A 17745-nucleotide genomic window follows, 5' to 3' on the forward strand; every position below is an offset into this window, starting at 1 on the left:
TTTATACCTACATATTGCATTCACTGTCTTTACTTATTGTTACACATTTTGCTTATCTCACGCCCACCTACTTAGTGATTTTGAACGGATGCGTCAAGTTAGGGAATTTTCGTTAGAAAATTGGGTCTAATTTCTCGAAAACACTGTAGGGGTAATTCATGAATTACCCCTACAGGTGCAAGGTTATTCAAAGGCTTCGCGGAGGACGGTTTGCATGAAGTCTTGTGCGAGTTGTTTCCGGTGTTTGATTTGTTCTTCCAGTTGGTCAATTATTTTGATCAGATAATCGACTTTTTCAACGATCGCTTTTTGTTTGGCAAGCGGAGGAAGGGGAAAAGGAACTTCAACGAGTCTTTTTGACTTTATACCTTGAGCAGTAACGCCAGTTTTTTTGATGTCTATTTCATGTTGTATCACAAAACTCAAAAGAACTTTCCATCAGTGAAATAGACCTGTTCTCGGACTTGCTTGCTGACATCCCACCCTGATTTAAGCAAAGCAGGTAAAACATACTGTGTACAAATATCCTGTTCTGAAAGCTCTCGTTGATCGGTCATCAGTAAATTCACTTACTTTTATGAAGAGTTGAGGCAATACCCTACGAGAAGCTAAAGCTACATGAATTGCCCCTACTGAGTAATTTATTGCTCAATTATACACAGAGTCCCTGAGGCTAATACAAATTTCGTCATGGAACTGTTTGTTTTGAATCTAAAAACAAAATCAAGTTATCTCAGCTGTAAAATATAAGTGTATAGCCAGTAATAGATTAAACCTCGGCAAAAGTAATCCCTAAAAATGCCAGGGTAATTTTATGCTTGTTTGGTGTCTAAGAAAAAATCAAGTTATCCCAGATGTAAAATATGAGGGTGGAGCCAAAGGTGACTAGTATTGATAATTACAACTTCTCTTTTTCAGGAGAAGTAACAATCCCACAGGCTCCTCCTGAATTTAAATCAGGTTTTATCGGCATTGTTGGTCGTCCTAATGTCGGTAAATCTACTTTAATGAATCAATTGGTAGGACAAAAAATTGCCATTACATCACCAGTAGCGCAAACAACACGTAACCGTTTGCGCGGCATATTAACGACACCAGAGGCGCAGTTAATATTTGTAGATACGCCAGGAATTCATAAGCCCCATCATCAATTGGGGGAAGTATTGGTGCAAAATGCCAAAATTGCGATTGAATCGGTAGATGTAGTGCTATTTGTGGTAGATGGAGCAGTGGCTTGTGGTGCAGGCGATCGCTATATTGCCGATTTGCTCAGTCGCAGCAAAACACCGGTGATTCTGGGTGTGAACAAAACCGACCAACAACCTCCCGATTCCCAGTTTCTAGATAATAGTTACGCCCAGATGGGCAAGTCCCATGAATGGGAAATCGTGAAATTTTCTGCCAAGACTAGTGCCGGATTACCACAACTTCAAGAATTATTAATTGAACATTTAGAAATTGGCCCATTATACTATCCCCCAGACTTGGTAACTGACCAGCCAGAGCGCTTTATTATGGGTGAATTAATCCGAGAACAAATTTTATTATTGACTCGTGAAGAAGTACCCCATTCAGTAGCGATCGCCATTGACTTAGTAGAAGAAACTCCTAGCATTACCCGTATACTTGCTACCATCAACGTCGAGCGCGATTCCCAAAAAGGCATACTCATAGGCAAAGGCGGGGCGATGCTCAAAGCAATTGGTAGTGAAGCCCGCGAACAAATCCAAAAGTTAATCGCTGGTAAAGTTTACCTAGAATTGTTTGTCAAAGTCCAGCCAAAATGGCGACAGTCGCGGGTGAGTTTAGCAGAGTTAGGCTATCGCGTCGAAGAATAATAATTAGTCATTTGTCATTAGTCACTGGTCATTGGTCATTAATCATTGGCAAGCAAAAAAAGCAAAGGACAAATGACAAAGGACAAAGGACAAATGACAAATGACTAATGACTCTTAATTAATAAAAATGTCTTTAGATACTCGCTATCCCTTAAATTTACCAGCCAATGCTCCGCCATTACGTGTGTTAATTGTCGAAGATGATCCGATGATGCAACTGGGATTAGAGCAATCATTAATGGCTCATCCTCAATTGGAGATTGTTGGACAAGCAGAAGATGGTTATTTGGGAGTTAAAGCAGCACTACAACTGAAACCTGATTTGGTGGTTATGGATATTGGATTGCCGCGATTGGATGGCATTGCAGCGACACAGCAAATTAAGGCGGCGCTGCCAGCAACTCATGTGGTGATGCTGACATCTCATCAAACGGAGACAGAAATTATTGCTGCACTGTCTAGTGGTGCAGATGCATATTGTATCAAAGGTGCAAGTGTAGAACGATTGTTAAGTGCGATCGCAGCCGCAGTTGATGGTGCAGCCTATCTCGATCCCCAAATTGCGCGGCGAGTAATTGATAATCTCAAACCGCCCTTACCCACCAGCAATAATGCCAATTTATCGGGGCGCGAGTTAGAAGTATTAAAACTCATGGTAGACGGGTTGAGTAACCCAGAGATTGCTGAAAAACTTTATCTCAGTCCTAATACCATCAAAACTCACGTCCGAGGGATTATGAATAAATTAGCAGTAGACGATCGCGTGCAAGCAGCAGTTGTGGCACTCCGTTCGGGGTTGGTTTGATTATCTGGTGATCTTTATTTGTGGCGCTGGTAGTTTAATTTCATGAACAACTAACTCTGGTTTTTTTGATATCAGAACAAATTCAAACCTTTACTACTAATCTGACTTTTCACGGTATCTGGAAAACCTCTCTTCTTCATCTCTCTTACAAGGACGTGAGTTCGACAAGTTTTATTTGACCTCTCAAGAGCAGCCCCTCTCCGACGCGGAGAGGGGAGCAAAAAGCTGAATTTTTCGTTGCTCCTCCCTTTCCGTTTCCCAGAGGGAGGCTGTCCGGGAGAGGTTCATCGAACTCACGTTAAAAGGAGAGAGATTTTGAATTTTCCCGCTGCCCTTTGCGGGAAGGAGGTTAGGTTTTTCGTGGGTCTTTCCAGATTACGTGAAAAGTCAATACTACTGATAGCGTCTATTACTTAAGAAATTGATCGCCTCTACCACTTCTCAGAATCCCCCAGCTTTAGAGGAAGCCGTAGCAGGGGGATGTCAAAACACTAAATCCCCAAATTTGTAGCTTAGCGTCTGCAATAATTAATGCCAAGATCCCTCAGAGTTCGTCATGACCGTATTGATAAAGTCAAGATTGCAGTTGCAATTAATGGCTATCCCAATCAAAGAGCTTTGGCTCATGATACAGGATTTGCCCTAGCTACAATTAGTAACTTCCTGACAGGTAAACCTGTTGGTCATGCAACTTTTGAAGAACTATGTCGTAGATTAAATATGGATTGGAAAGAAATCTCTACTCTTAATATTAAACCTAAAAATATAAGCATAAATACACAAGAAGCTGTAAAAAAACAAGATTGGGGTACAGCAATTGATGTTTCATCATTTTACGGACGCTTTCAAGAACTGTTGCAGATAGAATCATGGATTCTGCAAGATAACTGTCGCTTGGTTGCTGTGTTGGGTATGGGTGGGGTTGGTAAAACAGCTTTAGTGACGCAGCTAGCACAAAAGATTCAGGATGAGTTTGATTATGTGATTTGGCGATCGCTACGCACAAGCCCATCCTTTGATAGCATCATGACAGACTTGGTATCCTTTGTATCAAATCATCAGGAAACCAAACCCGACATCAATCGACTCATCCAATATCTGCGTACCAACCGATGTCTATTAATCTTAGACAACTTAGAGACGGTTTTAGATGTTGGTCATGCTGGTAATTACAGCTTAGATTATGAAAAATATGGTGAATTAATCCGAGTGATTGGAGAAGCAGCGCATAGTAGTTGTCTGATTTTGACCAGTCGAAATAAATCTGCTGAAGTCGCCTTACTCGAAGGGACAGAACTACCAGTGCGCTCTCTAAATTTGTTTGGTTCACCAGAACTAGCCTTTTCTCTATTAAGATCAAAGCAACTTGTAGGTTCAGATAAGCAAAAACGGGAATTATGCGCTCGCTACAGTAACAATCCCCTAAAAGTAAAGATTGTTGCTAATACTATCATCGACTTATTCAATGGCAATATTTGTAAATTTCTCAAGCAAAATACCTTATTAGTAACAAATATTAGCCGCTTGCTGGAACAGCAGTTAAATCGCATCTCTAAAATAGAACAAGAAATTATGTATTGGCTAGCAATTAATCGGGAATTGACAACTATTACTGACTTAGCCAGAGATTTTGTACCTGCTATTTCTCAAAGCCAGCTTTTGCAAGTAATAGAAAGTTTTATTTGGCGCTCTTTAATTGAAAAAAATGCTAACTACTACACCCAGCGACCTACAGTAATGGAGTACATTACAGAGCAACTTCACCATAAAATTGTCATAGAACTGGTAAATAAAAATTTTTCTCTGTTTAATCGCCTTGCACTGATTGTAACAACTGCTAAAGACGATATCAGAGCAACCCAAATGCAGTTAATTATGCAGCCAATTGCAGACAAATTATACCATCATTTTCTGTTGATATCTGCTTTAGAGCAACACATTCTAGATATTTTGGCGGAAGTACAACAGTTGAAAAATTGCTTATCTAGTTATGGGTCGACCAACTACCAACTTGAATCACCTCTGTTATCATCTGAAAATTGAGTTAGTAACCTCATAAAAAGCGGTGTTGATCTATGAGCAATTACTCTTATTTTAAATATATAGAAATAATATAGCGCTTCTCGTTTAGATACAATACACTTTGACCTCACTTCCATTCCTCTTTCCTAAAAGGAGAGAGGCTTTGAACAGTTATCAGTTATTAGTAAACAGTTAAAAGTTTTGATAATTGGCTTTAAGACCGACGCTGATATCGGCATTAACTGATAACTGAAAACTAATCACTGAAAGCCGATTAGTGTTAGGCGTTAGTGACGGGTTGAAAACCGACGCTTATACGCCGTCAGGACTGATAACTGTTGACTGTTGACTGATTTAATCTTACTCCCCTTCCCTTATAGGGCAATACGGTTCAATTAAGGCTAAAACTCTTTGTCAAAGTCGATTTTTTTAACGAGTAAGTTGGCAATAAAAATTCAATATATATGAAGAAATATTTAGCGATCGCCACAATTTTTAATCCCATTTACAAGTAAAGGTGTACTTATATACGCCTCTACAGTCGATTTATTTGTTGCCAATATTTTTGAAAAATAGTTTAGCTTAATCCATTTTATTTAAAAGAGTTTGAGAATTGATTCGGGTCTAAATTAACAGGAAATAATAAAATTTCCTTGCCTTCTAAGTTTGCCTTCTGGTGAAGCAAAATTGCCTTTTGTAAAGAACAATATTTAATTGGAATCCAGCCGTTGCTATAAAAGTAGACAGTCACTCGGCTGATTGCATACTCTTTCAACGGCAGTGGAACATACCAGGACGAGTCCACAATTAGAACTTTACCTGTCGAATCCATGCTTTGAACCTCAGCTACTAAATATACTTGCTTTGACTCATCACTCTCACTAATTTAATTCATCCAGATGATTTAAAGTAACTATCATAAGTAATAAATAATATGGCTTTAAGTTAGGTATTTAGGTAGAAGTTCAGGAGTCAACGAAGAGGACAAGGGGAAAACCCCATAGCGAAAGTTTGACAGGTTGTCTTTTGACGCAACTATTCTTTTAAAATTATCGTTCTTAAATACTGGTGGAAAACATAACATCAAAAATCTTTGAATTTTTCTTTAATTGCTTTTCCCCAGCCAGCCAGGTCTACTTCGCTCACTCTTAGAAACTTTATGTTCCACTTTACCCTAGAGAAGAATTTGGGATGGTTATTATTAATTTCGGTTTTGATTGCTACACCAGTCAATGCCCACACTGAAAAGGTCTCTGGAGACGTAGGCGGAATGCTGCATATTGAACCCCATGACAATCCTCAAGCTGGCAAAACCGCTCATGCTTGGATTGTCCTCACCCGAAAAGGCGGGCAACTAATCCCCCTGACACAATGTAACTGTCACTTGGCTGTCTACCCTGAACCTCACAGGGAAACTGATACCCCATTGCTGAAGCCTACTTTACATAATGTATCAACCAAGCAATATAAAAGCATTCCCGGAGCCGAGATCGTTTTTCCTAAAGTAGGAGCTTATGAATTGGAGTTAAGCGGTACTCCAAAATCTGGAGCTAGTTTCAAGCCCTTTGTGTTGTCTTACCCCGTCACAGTCGGTTCATAAAAGCTGAACTGGTAAACTTTGTTTCTAGTCTCTGGCAGGGCTGCTGCCGCAAGTCTTAAGGCAGCAGCCCTGCCATTAGGCATTAAGAGTCAGAGACTCTTAACGAGACAACCTCTTAAAGCTCTTTCTATACTGGATTTTACGTTAAGTTAAGACCAATGAGTATTGCTGTGCCCCTACCGCGTGGTCTATTTAAGATGAAAATAGCTGTAAAATCCTGCCAAACGATGTGAAGGTTTCAAACTCAGGGATGATGAAGAATTAGCCATTAAATTGACAAAATCACACTATAAAAAGTGATATTAAGCGATAGATAGCGCTTGTAAAGGACTAACGGGCATGATTAAATCTTGGATGGTGATTGGGGGTGTGGCTTTCTTGGTTGCTTTAGCAGCTAACGTGATTACGCCTAGCGATCGCCAATGGTTCAAGCGCTTACAACGACCGAGATGGCTAACTTTTGAGGGGGCGATTCCAATTATCTGGACTGTAATATTTATTTGCGGTGCTTGGTCAGCTTATATTGTCTGGGAAAAAGATCCACGAAGCACCTCAACCTGGTTAATCATGGGTTTATACTTGCTTTTAGAAATTATTACCATTGCCTATACACCTGTAATGTTTAAGCTTCGCAGCCTGAAAGTGGGTACAATTCTTGGTGGCACAGGTTTTATCATTTGTGCTTTATTGATACTTGCAGTCTTAGGTTTTTCTGGTTGGGCAGCATTGCTACTAGTTCCTTATATACTCTGGAGTCCTATTGGTACTTATACCACTTGGCAGATGATCAGTCTCAATCCTCAAGATGCCTAAGATTCCACCAGGGAATGATTCAACCTATGCCCTAAATTGTCAAACTTGCAGTGTATGACTTGACAAAATACACAAGCAAGAGTGCATTATGATTCCATCTTGGATAATAATTGGGGCTGTAACTTTCTTCATCGCCCTTGGTAGTTTCTTGATCACGCCGCGTGATGTTAAATGGTTTGCACGGTTAAGTCGTCCTCGCTGGCTAGTTTTTGAGCCGCTAATTCCGTTCATCTGGACTGTGATTTTTATTGGCGGTGCAGCTTCAGCTTATGTTGTCTGGGAAAAAAATCCAGGAAGCTTAATTACTTGGCTACTAATGGCTTTTTACCTCTTGGTAGAAATTATTACCGTCGCCTACATACCGCTAATGCTGAGGTTTCGCAGTCTCAAAACGGGGGAAATTCTGGGACTAACGGGTTTGATTTTAGCAGTTGTCCTGGCAATCTGCGTTTTGCCAATTTCTCTAATGGCGGCGTTGTTACTCCTTCCCTATTTAGTTTGGACTCCCATTGGTACTTATACTACCGACGAGTTAAAGGAGTTAAACCCTCAAGATGCATAACGCATCTATGCAAGACGCCCATAGCGTGCGGTGACAGGATTGGCTGGATTGGATTGATTATTCAGCCAAGCCCACATTTGATCGCCAACAGAAAAATGCCACCACTCTCTAGGATTGCGTTGAAAGCCTGCTTTTAACATTACATCCCGCAATAGCTGACGGTGAGCATGATACTTTTGTGCTTCTTGGTGGTAACTATTGGCATAATAATCGGGATGCGATCGCTCTGACATTTCATCAATCGGCGAACCCATATTCACTATTTGCCCTGCATCATCTACTAGCGTCACATCCACCGCCGCACCTGTACTGTGAGGAGGCGGGGTTTTTTCATCTAAACTTGGTACAGCCCAAATTTTATAAACCGCCTCCCAAATCTCTTGGCGTTGGTTTAATGATAACTCCACCTCAGTCAGTCCCCTATCCTGCACTGCTTGGGCGAAGCTGTAATTTACCATAAATTGCTGGACTGCGATCGGGCGATAAGCATCAAAGATTTGGATACGCCAGTTAGGATACAAAAGATAAAGGTAATTTTGGGCTTGGAGCAAATTTTCAATCACGCTTTGACGGAGATAATAAGGCGAGTGTTCGCCATAAATAGCACCTAATTTTTCATAAGGATGGGGAGATTCCACCGCAAACAGTTCTAAAGGAATCTTTATTAGCGGTTCACCACACTCGAAAATTGGGATTTGATGATAGGGCCTCATAAGGTTCCTGCTTGTCCCACACGTTTGAGGCGCAACAATTTTCGCACCTGCGCTACGCAGTCGTGCGAAGTCCAGCCGAATGGTTCCTTTAAGTTGATAAAACCTTGAAATAACACAAAATCAATAGTTACAGCTTCTAAATTCTATAAAATATTCATCAATATTCAGCAGTTTATACCTTATAAAGCATTAATAAGAAAATTTTAATGTATATAAACAAATATAAATTAACGTCGGGTGTGTTAGAGGATGTTTGAAAAGTATTGGGCGAATATAATTTCGCTACTAGACAAACGAAAAATCACGGTTTTTAACCTATGGAAGTGGGTAAAGTCTCGTGTAGCCGTGATTTCTAGTCGCCAGGTGAGTAATAAATTAGACTTTTCAAACAACCTCTTACCCGGAAATAATAACTCACCTTCAGTGATGGCTCTGTTATTAAACCTCGTCTAACTTGAGAGCTTTAGTTTTTTACCAAAGTTTTGCGATTGCTTCCTTCGTCGCAATGACACAACTGAATAATTCAAAACTCCAGGTTTCAACATGGACGAGGTTTAAATGAATGAACCTTGACCATTATTAAAGTGACTTGCGGACTTGAATACTCCTCCATCTTGCCAAACTTCAATTAAATCACTATTACCATCTCCATTAACATCTCCAGTGAGATACTGTGTGTTATCTCTAAAACCACCGACAACAGTTGTAGCAGCTACGTTATTAAATATACCTTGTCCATTGTTCAAGTGACTTGCGGACTTGAATACTCCTCCATCTTGCCAAACTTCAATTAAATCACTATTACCATCTCCATTAACATCTCCAGTGAGATACTGTGTGTTATCTCTAAAACCACCGACAACAGTTGTAGCAGCTACGTTATTAAATATACCTTGTCCATTGTTCAAGTGACTTGCGGACTTGAATACTCCTCCATCTTGCCAAACTTCAATTAAATCACTATTACCATCTCCATTAACATCTCCAGTGAGATACTGTGTGTTATCTCTAAAGTCACCCACAACATTTGTCACAACAGCCATAAAGTTCCTTTATGCTTTTCAAAGTATTGGTAAATACCTTATCATGAAGTTATTAAGCGTTTATTAAGCTGTTAATCAAATTTTACTAACTAGCGAAAATTTTCACTGGCTAGCAATAACAAAAACTGTTATTATAATGTCTATTCTTGTTATAAGGAAATAGATACATGAATATTTCGCTTACTCCTGAGTTGGAAGCCTTCGTCCAACTACAGGTTGAGTCCGGCTTGTACCATTCTCAAAGCGAGGTGATTCGGGAGGGATTGCGTCTTTTGAAACGCTTTAACGACCATTCCGAGGAATATAAATTGTGGCTCAATGAGCAAATTGCTATCGGTATTTCAGAGCTTGATAATGCACAAGGTCTTCCGCAAGAAGGTGCGCGAGAGCGCATCCGCAACAAGGCGCGACAATTGATCAAAAAATCGTTGTGACGAACCCAAAACTTTATATTCTCTCGCCGCAAGCAGAGAACGACCTCGCGGGAATTTATGCCTATATCGCGCGAGATAATCCCGATGCTGCCGAACGGATTCTGGACAAGCTTCTTTCCGCCTGTGAATTACTGACAGACAACTGCGGAATAGGACAGTACCGTTACGATCTGACTCCGCTTCCTGTCCGTTTCTGGTTGGTGCAGCCCCGATATTTCCTAATATACCGAGGTGAAAACCCCGTTGAAATCGTGCGTGTACTAGCAGCAAACATGGATATTGCGCGGGAACTCGCCGGAGAATAAACAAACTAATTGTTTATAGTCAAATAAAAATCATCACATGCAGCAATGCAACACCAATATCCAACATCCAAAATCCGAAGCTGACTATGGTATTGGGGAGTTTTTTTTTGCGGGTTTGGCTGCTTTTGTATCCAGCAATTGAGCTAATTCGGTTGTATTCAATGACTTGACAAGACTCAAACCAAGCGATTTACTAGAAATGCTTTGGGTATAGGCGGCGTTGAGGTAGGAAATGTATTGTGGTTTTCCTGCAACATAGGTTTGGAAGAAGGGTAAACTCAAAACATTCATGTAACGACGCGCTTGGGAAGCATCACCAATCATATCGGCAGGTAATGCTATTTGTTGATTTGCAGGGTTGCCATTGCCAATGGTGGAGAAGTGGGTGCCACCTACAAGCATGACGAAATACTTTTGTGAATTCCTAAACCAGGAGAAAGGTAAAATTTGCTCGGCTAAAGCTGGTGCAACTGTATCATCACTACTGCTGACAATCATCACTGGAGTTTTTGTTTGACTTAAGCCAGCTTTGCCGAAAATAGAGCTAGTAATGGGATTAACTGCGATCGCAGCTTTCACTCTCTCATCCCGCAGGTTATAATCCTTGTCAGACTTGCCGATGCTCAGTTCCAAAGCGCGACACTGGAGCAGTAAAGACATATTCCAGGTATTTTGCAGTGCTGCTGGTTGACAGTCTTGTTTTAACTGCTGAAAGTTAATTTTAGCACCTGCCAAGGCCAAGGCTGTGTAGCCTCCCAAAGATTGACCAAATACTCCGACTTGTTGCAAATTTAACCGACCTTTAAACCGTGAATCAGATTGATTATCTTTTTCCAATTGATTCAGTATATATGTTATGTCCAAAGGTCGGTCTTTAAATTCACCTGGTTCTGCTACTTCAATGGCACGTCGATTCAACAGAGAATGTAATTGTTTAGCATCACTACCAGGGTGATTGGGAACGACGACGGCAAATCCGTAGGAAGCTAGATGAGTGGCTAAATATTGAAAGTTGCTGCTGTCTAAACCCAAGCCGTGAGAAATCACAATTACGGGTGCAGTCTTCTGGATATTGGGAATGTAAACATCAGTTAATAAAAGCCGATTGCGCCTTGAGTCAAAAAACTTCAGGGTGTATTTTTGTGACTTCAACTTTCCCGGAACCTGCAAATCGGGCAATTGTGAGAAATTTTGTTGTGAAATGGTAGCAGCTTCTATTTTAGACTTTTGGGAAACTGCTGCGATCGCACGATGGGTTTGATTAACAAGTTTCTCCAATTCCGTAGCTATTTCTAAAGTCTCTACTACATCAAGGTGAATACTGCTGTGGGGATATTTACGCAACACATTCAAAAGTGTTAAGCCAGACGATTCCGCAGAGGCTAAAATTAGCGCCTTCCTCAAGGCATCAAATTCTGATTCTGGCTGAGGAGATTTGGCTATAATCACATGCGCCAACCGATGCAACAAAAATTCCCCTTGCGGTGTGTAGAGAAGTTGCGAAACTACTGCCGGACTGACTTTCACACGATTAAGTAAAATCCGCCGCAATTGTTGAAGCTTTTCAAGAGGCAGATATTGCTGATACGCTGCCAAATCGTTGTCAATTACACCTGTTTTGGCGTAGTTTTCTAAAGCAGTGACTGAAATGGAAAGCTCTAAAGCTGAATAAGATGCATAAATCTGCTCTGCTGCCAAGACAGAATTACTAATTCCAAATGTTGGCAGCACCATCGAAAGAACCAGCAATAGAGAATTTTTTCTGAGGCTGCTGGCCCAATTACCAAACAAACTATTCATCGCTCAACTATTTCGGTGGTCTGGTTTTATCAGGTGTTGGCTTTGGTAGTTATTCGGGCACCCTGCTTGGTTTACTTAAAGTTATCGAACAGAATTCAGGAGTCAGGAGTCAGAATTCAGAATGAATTCTGTACGACTGGTGGATGAATAATCGGGTTTAAGACCCCCACAAAACAAGAAAATTTGGTGGTCTTCAATCAGTCGCGGGTCTGAATCCCCGACTGATAGCGCCACGGAGAGCGAGTCCGCGTTCGCGCAGCGTCTCGCAGAGAGCGTCTTGATTCTGACGAATGTATTCTGACTTCTGAATTCTTCTTCAATACCCTCAATTTTATCAAAACATAATTTAGGAGTCAGTCGTTATAATTCAGCATAAATTGTGGATTTACTGGCTAGGTATCAAGAGTTTAAATGGGTTTAACATCCCCATAAAATCTAGTATTTGGTAGTCCAAAAAGTAGCGATTAACAATTAACTAGTGATTAATTCTGACTCCTGAATTCTGACTTCTGAATTCTGCTCCAAAGATTTTTTGGGTTGGCTATAAGCTCAATAATTAAATCCTACAAAGTCACATAGATGAGTAAAGTATCTATCTTGCAATAGGCTCACCAAATAATTACGAATTACGAATTATTTTGACTCCAGTAGTTTGCCTTCACTATTAAATCATAACAAATAAAAAATACTCTGCCTCAGTATTTATGTTGTAGCTTTGAATATGGCACGAATTTACTAGATAAAAAACCCAGTAAAAATCCGGGAAATTATTTTATTAATTAACTTTTCCCAAGGCGATCGCTACTGAACCTGTGACTACCAAACCCGCTCCTAATATTGCTATGAAGGTCAAGTGTTCTGGTGATGTCCAATCAGGTGCAATAACTGATACCACTGCGACTGATATTAATGTCACAATTGGAGCTAGAGCTAAGACTGCACTCACTCGTGATGCTTCCCAATGTTCTAATGATTCCGCAAAAGCCCCGTAAGCAATTAAAGTATTCAAAGCACAAAAAACCAACATTTCTAAATGGAAAGCATCAAGTATAAAAAGTGATTTTACTCTGGCTAGAGGAGTGAATAATAAACTACAACCCCCGTAAATAATCAGCATAATACTAGGGGAAGATAAAGATTGTAATAACTGCTTTTGTGCCAAAGCATAAATAGCCCATGTTGCTGCTCCTAGCCCAATCAAAACGCTACCTAGTATATATGTGCCATGCGCTGTAACTAAATTTGTTAGTTGTTCACGAAAAAATAAAAGATAACCACAAGTCATTACACTTACACCAATCCATTGATACAGCCGGTAACGTTCTTTAAAAATCACTAACCCTCCAAAACCTAATAAAAGGGTAGATAATTGAACGAGAACTTCAGCGTTAGCAGGCGATGTTAGTGCTAAACCTTGCATAAAGAAAAAGTAATTAATCCCTAAGAAAAGTGTAGCGATCGCTAATAATTTCCAAGAAGCAGAAGACAATTGTTCTAACTTTGGTAATTTCCCGCATATTGCTAAATACGTAGCCAGGAGTAAAAAAGATACCAGAAACCGAAACCAAATGACGGTATAGATATCAAGTACTTGCAGAGTTACCGTCAGAGCAATAGGTAAAATTCCCCACAATAAAACCGTCGATAGCGATAACCCTAGCCCTAAACGCCACCGACCAGAACTTTGATGCAGTGACATTCAAATATCCTACGCAAACTAGGGCTAATCATAAGCTAAAACATATCTAATTTGCATATCTAAATTTTATCAATCTTTTGTGGAGTAAGCATATTAACAACTTACTTAATGAAACTTAAATATCGAATAGCTGACCGACTCTACTGAATTTTTTGTAGTCATATGGCGTTTTTTGTTCACATAAAATTAGTAAATTACGTAATTACTTTACAAGAATAATAAATTTAAAACTTGCTCATAGATGTATAATTTTTTCGTTGTTATTTTATGAAAAAAACTATGGGAATTACACCCATAATAAGCTTAGTAGTCTTTATTACAGGCTTATCAATTTACTTCCTACTAACCTCAAAAGGTCGATTTTGGCTGAAATCTTTGGTGATAAAAATAAAGGGACAAGGGTGGAGATTCAGAGATGGCCAGCTTAACTACCTGAGATCAAGATTTTCAAAGACTATAACTATTTCTGCGATTATTATGGTAGCAGTAATAGCTGGAAATAGTGTATCGGCGCAGGTTACAGGGTCGCCTCCAGTTTCGCTCAAGAGCGTATCGGTTCCAGAGCCGGACAATCTTGGAGACTTCGTAAAAGATAAAGTAGCTGCAATCAAGTTAGGAAAAGCTCTTTTTTGGGATATGCAGGTTGGGAGCGACGGACAGACCTCCTGTGCTAGTTGTCACTTCCATGCTGGAGCGGACAATAGATCCAAAAATCAGATTAATCCTGGGCTTTTGCGGGTCAATGCCAATGGTACACCGAATCCAGATACAGTTTTTAATGTAGGTGGCGCACCAAACTACCAGCTAAAAAAAGAAGATTTTCCCTTTCACAAGCTGTCGAATCCCAATGATTCTACGACCGTTGTGTCAGACCGTAACGATGTTAGCTCATCTCAAGGAGCCTTCAATACTAAGTTTGTTAATGTCACACCTGGTAGTGCGGAAGACCAAGTAACGAACGAACCCGATCCAGTGTTTAATGTGGGAGGTACGAATGTGCGCCGCGTCCAAGCGCGCAATACGCCAACCGTGATTAATGCAGCATTCAACTTCCGCAACTTCTGGGATGGAAAGGCGCAAAACATCTTTAATGGGGTGAATCCCTTTGGTTTAAGAGATCCTAACGCCTCTCTCGTTAAAGCACCAAACCCCAAGCAGCTCGAATTTGTCAAAGTCAGCTTGAATAATTCGTCTTTGGCTTCTCAGGCGGTCGGCCCGCCACTAAGTTCCAGTGAGTTGTCCGCTGATGGTCGCACTTTTCAAAAAATTGGTGATAAGTTCGGGCGGATTGGCAAAATATCTCTGAGCGATCTGTTGCAAGGTCTTCTGTCAATTAACGGTACAAGCCTCCCGCGAGACCTGGCGCAAAAGTTATCTCGCCTCCAACCGTTAGCCAAACAGGTTGTGCATCCACAAGACAGTGTTTTAGGTGCAGACAGTAAATCGCCTCAACCCGGACTGAACTATAGCAGCTACAATCAGCTAATTCAAGCTGCCTTTAAGCCGGAGTGGTGGGACTCTAAGCTACTGATCCAAGTTGATGGTGAAGGTAAACGGACTTTTGTCAAGCACCCTGATTACTCTTCCAAAACCCAAGAGTACAAGCTCTTGGACTATAACTTCTCGCTGTTCTTCGGGCTAGCGATTCAGTTGTACGAGGCTACACTCATTGCTAACGATACACCCTACGATCGCTTCTTGGAAGGAAACACCAGCGCCCTCACCGTGCAGCAGCAACAAGGGAAGAAACTATTCGAGGGCAAGGGGTGCATCGGTTGCCATAGTGGATTGGAATTAACAGGTGCTTCAGTGAGCAGCGTGGCTCAAAGCGGACGAATCAGACGTGCGCCCTTCGGTGCAAAACCCCCTGAAGACACTGGCTTCTTCAACATTGGTGTCAGACCTGCCACGGACGATCTCGGTTTGGGTGGTAATGACCATTTATCTGGTAACGGCCAAGGTAATCCACTCTCCGAAGCACGGTTGGCTCAACTGGGCAAATTTAAGAATCTCCTGGGACAAGATCCTCCTATCCTGACTCCACCGTTGAATTCAAGTGAGGCCGTAATTGCAGACGGAGCCTTCAAAGCACCTGGGCTTCGCAATGTGGAACTCACTGCCCCCTACTTTCACAACGGAGGTCAGGCGACCCTAGAGCAAGTGGTTGATTTTTACAATCGGGGTGGTGACTTTGGAGTTCTTCCCCCCCTGAATCTGTCACCAGATGAAAAACAGCAATTGGTCGCCTTTTTAAAAGGACTGACTGATGAGCGAGTTCTCCATGAGAAAGCGCCTTTTGATCACCCGCAACTGTTTGTTCCTAACGGACATCCGGGTACCTCTACCTCTGTTACTAATGACGGTACTGGCAACGCTACAGATATCTTCCTGGAAATTCCTGCTGTTGGTAAGGATGGTGGTACTGGCACTCCAAATTTCCTGAACTAACTAGCAATTTGAGTTAGTAATTTCTGCATCACTCATCTCTCGGCGACAGTCTTCACTATGCCTAATTGCCTTTAACAGGTCATAAATGAGAGCATAGACCGTAATTATTTCGTTTAGCATATTCCCCTCCATTTTTCACATCTGGAGGGGATTTTATTGCACAAAGCGATTTTGACTACGCAAAACCCTCCCTCTCCAACTAAGAGAGGGACAGACTTGAACTAAAGTTCAAGCCACAGAGAGGTTCGCTGACAGCTCAGGTTAAAAGAAATCAGCCATCCAAGGAGAGCTACCTGCAAATATTTGCGTAGCTGCTGAAATAGCTGTTTCTGTCCCATGCAGTTTCCCGGCTATTTGCAAATGGTAGGGAGCGAACAAACTTGTATATAGTGGTGCTAATTCTCGGATATCTAATTGCAACTCACCCTTTCCACCTTTTGTGACTTCACCGCGTCCATTAGCGACAGAAAGGATGAATTTACCATTATTTCCAGTTAGCAAATTATCTTGAATATCTAAATGCAGTTCAGCTTGAATTACCGATGGATAACCCCGCATCTCCAGCGCCTTGACTACATCTACTACCCGCAGCAGCCAACGCATCGTATGCCTGATCTTGGCAGTTTGCTCTGGTAGCAGCAATGTCAGGGAATCAATCACAGAACTCCTCCATCGCACCCGATCAATGTGAGAGCGATGAGTGGCAATAAAAGACCAAAAACCTTCTGCCGCAGCATCTGTGAGAATTACCCAATCTTTTATTCGCAGAATTGCACCATCCTCTGCTGAATGTTGGCTGAAGAGGATATAGCCTTGAGGTTTCTCTTTGCTACCAATAAAATATGCATAAAATGTTTCCTTCTCATCTGGTTGGATTAAGCGCTCCCAGATTGCGGGATGTCGGTCTAAATATCCAGGCGTTAATCTGGCCTGCTGCTGATATAGTTCATGAAAGACTTGATGATTGATTGGAAATATTGGTTGCAAAGGTAAGGGTTGCTCCCGCAATTGGATACTTTTAGTAGCAACTTCCCAATTACACCAGCTACCCCCCTGCTCATACCCGACTTTTCGATACAGAGTTTGAACTGCTGGATAAAGAGCAGAGAGCGGTATACCCCTAGCATAAAGTTCTTTGAGGGTGTCCTCCATGAGAGCGATCGCAGCTCCTGAACCGCGATACTCTGGAGCAATACCTACTGCGGCAATTCCTGTCATTGGTACACGCACACCACCCCACCACTGAGCCATATCCAGAGTTGCCAATCCACCAACTAGTTGCTGCAATTTACGGATAATGCGGAAATTTTCTACGCCAATTAGATTGATGTAAACTTCCTCGCCACCAGGTGAGCTAATAAAACACTGATCGAGGATGTACCCCAAATGCTGAATATCCTGTGGATGGGCGAGAGTACTGTATTCAAATTGAGCCGTCATCTCTCATACCATTAGTAAGACAAAACCACAATCATCCTACAGCAGGCGTTGCCTCAATGCTTCACCAACTATGTTTCTTTCATTCAACCCATGATCATCAACTATTAACCAAACAGCGACGCCGAATAGCCCCTTAAAGTAGACATTGCATCGCTCTTATTTAAATACTATAGGACTCCTATTTGATTTCTGAACAAGACTAAGAGAGAATACGGAGAGGTTT

At 41.3% G+C, this 17745-nt stretch carries 16 protein-coding genes and 1 pseudogene; 9 read left to right on the forward strand and 8 right to left on the reverse strand.

The window, feature by feature from the left end; all coding sequences use genetic code 11:
• Positions 1-183: 183 nt before the first annotated feature.
• A complete protein-coding gene (locus tag PUQ00_RS27655) occupies positions 184-417 on the reverse strand; it encodes a restriction endonuclease subunit S (protein ID WP_300422656.1) in 234 nt (77 codons plus the stop codon).
• Positions 418-422: 5 nt separating this feature from the next.
• The gene (locus PUQ00_RS27660) at positions 423-557 is read right to left on the reverse strand and encodes a hypothetical protein (protein ID WP_300422633.1); all 135 of its coding nucleotides are present in this window, start codon (positions 555-557) and stop codon (positions 423-425) included.
• A gap of 306 nt (positions 558-863) precedes the next feature.
• On the opposite strand from PUQ00_RS27660, the gene era reads away from it, so the two are divergent.
• From era to PUQ00_RS27690, 6 genes are all read left to right on the forward strand, one after another.
• Positions 864-1838: a GTPase Era gene (era, locus tag PUQ00_RS27665; RefSeq protein ID WP_300422635.1), complete on the forward strand. Its 975-nt coding sequence runs from the start codon at positions 864-866 to the stop codon at positions 1836-1838.
• Between the two features lie 127 nt (positions 1839-1965).
• Positions 1966-2643 carry a response regulator transcription factor gene (locus tag PUQ00_RS27670; protein ID WP_300422636.1) on the forward strand — a complete coding sequence of 226 codons (678 nt, stop codon included), beginning with the start codon at positions 1966-1968 and terminating at the stop codon, positions 2641-2643.
• Positions 2644-3174: 531 nt separating this feature from the next.
• Positions 3175-4686, forward strand: coding sequence for an NB-ARC domain-containing protein (locus PUQ00_RS27675; protein WP_300422638.1), 1512 nt, complete (start codon positions 3175-3177; stop codon positions 4684-4686).
• A gap of 1138 nt (positions 4687-5824) precedes the next feature.
• Entirely contained in the window at positions 5825-6265 is a 441-nt protein-coding gene (locus PUQ00_RS27680; RefSeq protein WP_300422639.1) for a hypothetical protein, read from the forward strand.
• Positions 6266-6604: 339 nt separating this feature from the next.
• On the forward strand, positions 6605-7078 hold the full coding sequence (locus tag PUQ00_RS27685; RefSeq protein ID WP_300422641.1) for a TspO/MBR family protein: 474 nt from the start codon (positions 6605-6607) through the stop codon (positions 7076-7078).
• 88 nt (positions 7079-7166) lie between these two features.
• Complete coding sequence (locus tag PUQ00_RS27690; protein WP_300422643.1) at positions 7167-7640, forward strand: TspO/MBR family protein; 474 nt, start codon at positions 7167-7169, stop codon at positions 7638-7640.
• Positions 7641-7645: 5 nt separating this feature from the next.
• Here PUQ00_RS27690 and PUQ00_RS27695 read toward each other — a convergent pair whose 3' ends face one another.
• The 3 genes and pseudogenes from PUQ00_RS27695 to PUQ00_RS27705 form a co-directional block, all read right to left on the reverse strand.
• Positions 7646-8353: a M15 family metallopeptidase gene (locus tag PUQ00_RS27695; protein WP_300422645.1), complete on the reverse strand. Its 708-nt coding sequence runs from the start codon at positions 8351-8353 to the stop codon at positions 7646-7648.
• Positions 8353-8469, reverse strand: a pseudogene (gene truB / locus PUQ00_RS27700) (tRNA pseudouridine(55) synthase TruB); the annotation flags it as partial. The pseudogene truB and the gene PUQ00_RS27695, both read right to left, overlap by 1 nt.
• Positions 8470-8907: 438 nt before the next feature.
• Positions 8908-9396: a hypothetical protein gene (locus PUQ00_RS27705; RefSeq protein ID WP_300422646.1), complete on the reverse strand. Its 489-nt coding sequence runs from the start codon at positions 9394-9396 to the stop codon at positions 8908-8910.
• 167 nt (positions 9397-9563) lie between these two features.
• On the opposite strand from PUQ00_RS27705, the gene PUQ00_RS27710 reads away from it, so the two are divergent.
• On the forward strand, positions 9564-9830 hold the full coding sequence (locus PUQ00_RS27710; protein ID WP_300422648.1) for a type II toxin-antitoxin system ParD family antitoxin: 267 nt from the start codon (positions 9564-9566) through the stop codon (positions 9828-9830).
• Complete coding sequence (locus PUQ00_RS27715) at positions 9827-10135, forward strand: type II toxin-antitoxin system RelE/ParE family toxin (RefSeq protein ID WP_300422649.1); 309 nt, start codon at positions 9827-9829, stop codon at positions 10133-10135. Before PUQ00_RS27710 ends, PUQ00_RS27715 begins: the two co-directional genes overlap by 4 nt.
• 84 nt (positions 10136-10219) lie before the next feature.
• Here the strand turns inward: PUQ00_RS27715 and PUQ00_RS27720 are convergent, their stop codons facing one another.
• Positions 10220-11935, reverse strand: coding sequence for an alpha/beta hydrolase (locus PUQ00_RS27720; protein WP_300422650.1), 1716 nt, complete (start codon positions 11933-11935; stop codon positions 10220-10222).
• A gap of 775 nt (positions 11936-12710) precedes the next feature.
• Positions 12711-13634, reverse strand: coding sequence for a DMT family transporter (locus tag PUQ00_RS27725; RefSeq protein WP_300422651.1), 924 nt, complete (start codon positions 13632-13634; stop codon positions 12711-12713).
• 477 nt (positions 13635-14111) lie between these two features.
• Between PUQ00_RS27725 and PUQ00_RS27730 the strand changes: the two genes are divergently transcribed.
• Entirely contained in the window at positions 14112-16082 is a 1971-nt protein-coding gene (locus tag PUQ00_RS27730) for a cytochrome c peroxidase (protein ID WP_300422653.1), read from the forward strand.
• Between the two features lie 261 nt (positions 16083-16343).
• On the opposite strand, the gene PUQ00_RS27735 is transcribed toward PUQ00_RS27730, so the two are convergent.
• Entirely contained in the window at positions 16344-17522 is a 1179-nt protein-coding gene (locus PUQ00_RS27735; RefSeq protein WP_300422654.1) for a GNAT family N-acetyltransferase, read from the reverse strand.
• Positions 17523-17745 lie beyond the last annotated feature (223 nt).

Origin of the sequence: Nostoc sp. S13 (assembly GCF_029379315.1) — a bacterium.
In the GTDB taxonomy this organism is placed as follows: domain Bacteria; phylum Cyanobacteriota; class Cyanobacteriia; order Cyanobacteriales; family Nostocaceae; genus Nostoc.

Excerpts from the sequence above, each read along its gene's own strand:
- PUQ00_RS27660 (WP_300422633.1), bottom strand. The coding sequence starts at position 557 with ATGACCGATCAACGAGAGCTTTCAGAACAGGATATTTGTACACAGTAT.
- era (WP_300422635.1), top strand. The coding sequence starts at position 864 with ATGAGGGTGGAGCCAAAGGTGACTAGTATTGATAATTACAACTTCTCT.
- PUQ00_RS27670 (WP_300422636.1), top strand. The coding sequence starts at position 1,966 with ATGTCTTTAGATACTCGCTATCCCTTAAATTTACCAGCCAATGCTCCG.
- PUQ00_RS27675 (WP_300422638.1), top strand. The coding sequence starts at position 3,175 with ATGCCAAGATCCCTCAGAGTTCGTCATGACCGTATTGATAAAGTCAAG.
- PUQ00_RS27680 (WP_300422639.1), top strand. The coding sequence starts at position 5,825 with ATGTTCCACTTTACCCTAGAGAAGAATTTGGGATGGTTATTATTAATT.
- PUQ00_RS27685 (WP_300422641.1), top strand. The coding sequence starts at position 6,605 with ATGATTAAATCTTGGATGGTGATTGGGGGTGTGGCTTTCTTGGTTGCT.
- PUQ00_RS27690 (WP_300422643.1), top strand. The coding sequence starts at position 7,167 with ATGATTCCATCTTGGATAATAATTGGGGCTGTAACTTTCTTCATCGCC.
- PUQ00_RS27695 (WP_300422645.1), bottom strand. The coding sequence starts at position 8,353 with ATGAGGCCCTATCATCAAATCCCAATTTTCGAGTGTGGTGAACCGCTA.
- PUQ00_RS27705 (WP_300422646.1), bottom strand. The coding sequence starts at position 9,396 with ATGGCTGTTGTGACAAATGTTGTGGGTGACTTTAGAGATAACACACAG.
- PUQ00_RS27710 (WP_300422648.1), top strand. The coding sequence starts at position 9,564 with ATGAATATTTCGCTTACTCCTGAGTTGGAAGCCTTCGTCCAACTACAG.
- PUQ00_RS27720 (WP_300422650.1), bottom strand. The coding sequence starts at position 11,935 with ATGAATAGTTTGTTTGGTAATTGGGCCAGCAGCCTCAGAAAAAATTCT.
- PUQ00_RS27725 (WP_300422651.1), bottom strand. The coding sequence starts at position 13,634 with ATGTCACTGCATCAAAGTTCTGGTCGGTGGCGTTTAGGGCTAGGGTTA.
- PUQ00_RS27730 (WP_300422653.1), top strand. The coding sequence starts at position 14,112 with ATGGTAGCAGTAATAGCTGGAAATAGTGTATCGGCGCAGGTTACAGGG.
- PUQ00_RS27735 (WP_300422654.1), bottom strand. The coding sequence starts at position 17,522 with ATGACGGCTCAATTTGAATACAGTACTCTCGCCCATCCACAGGATATT.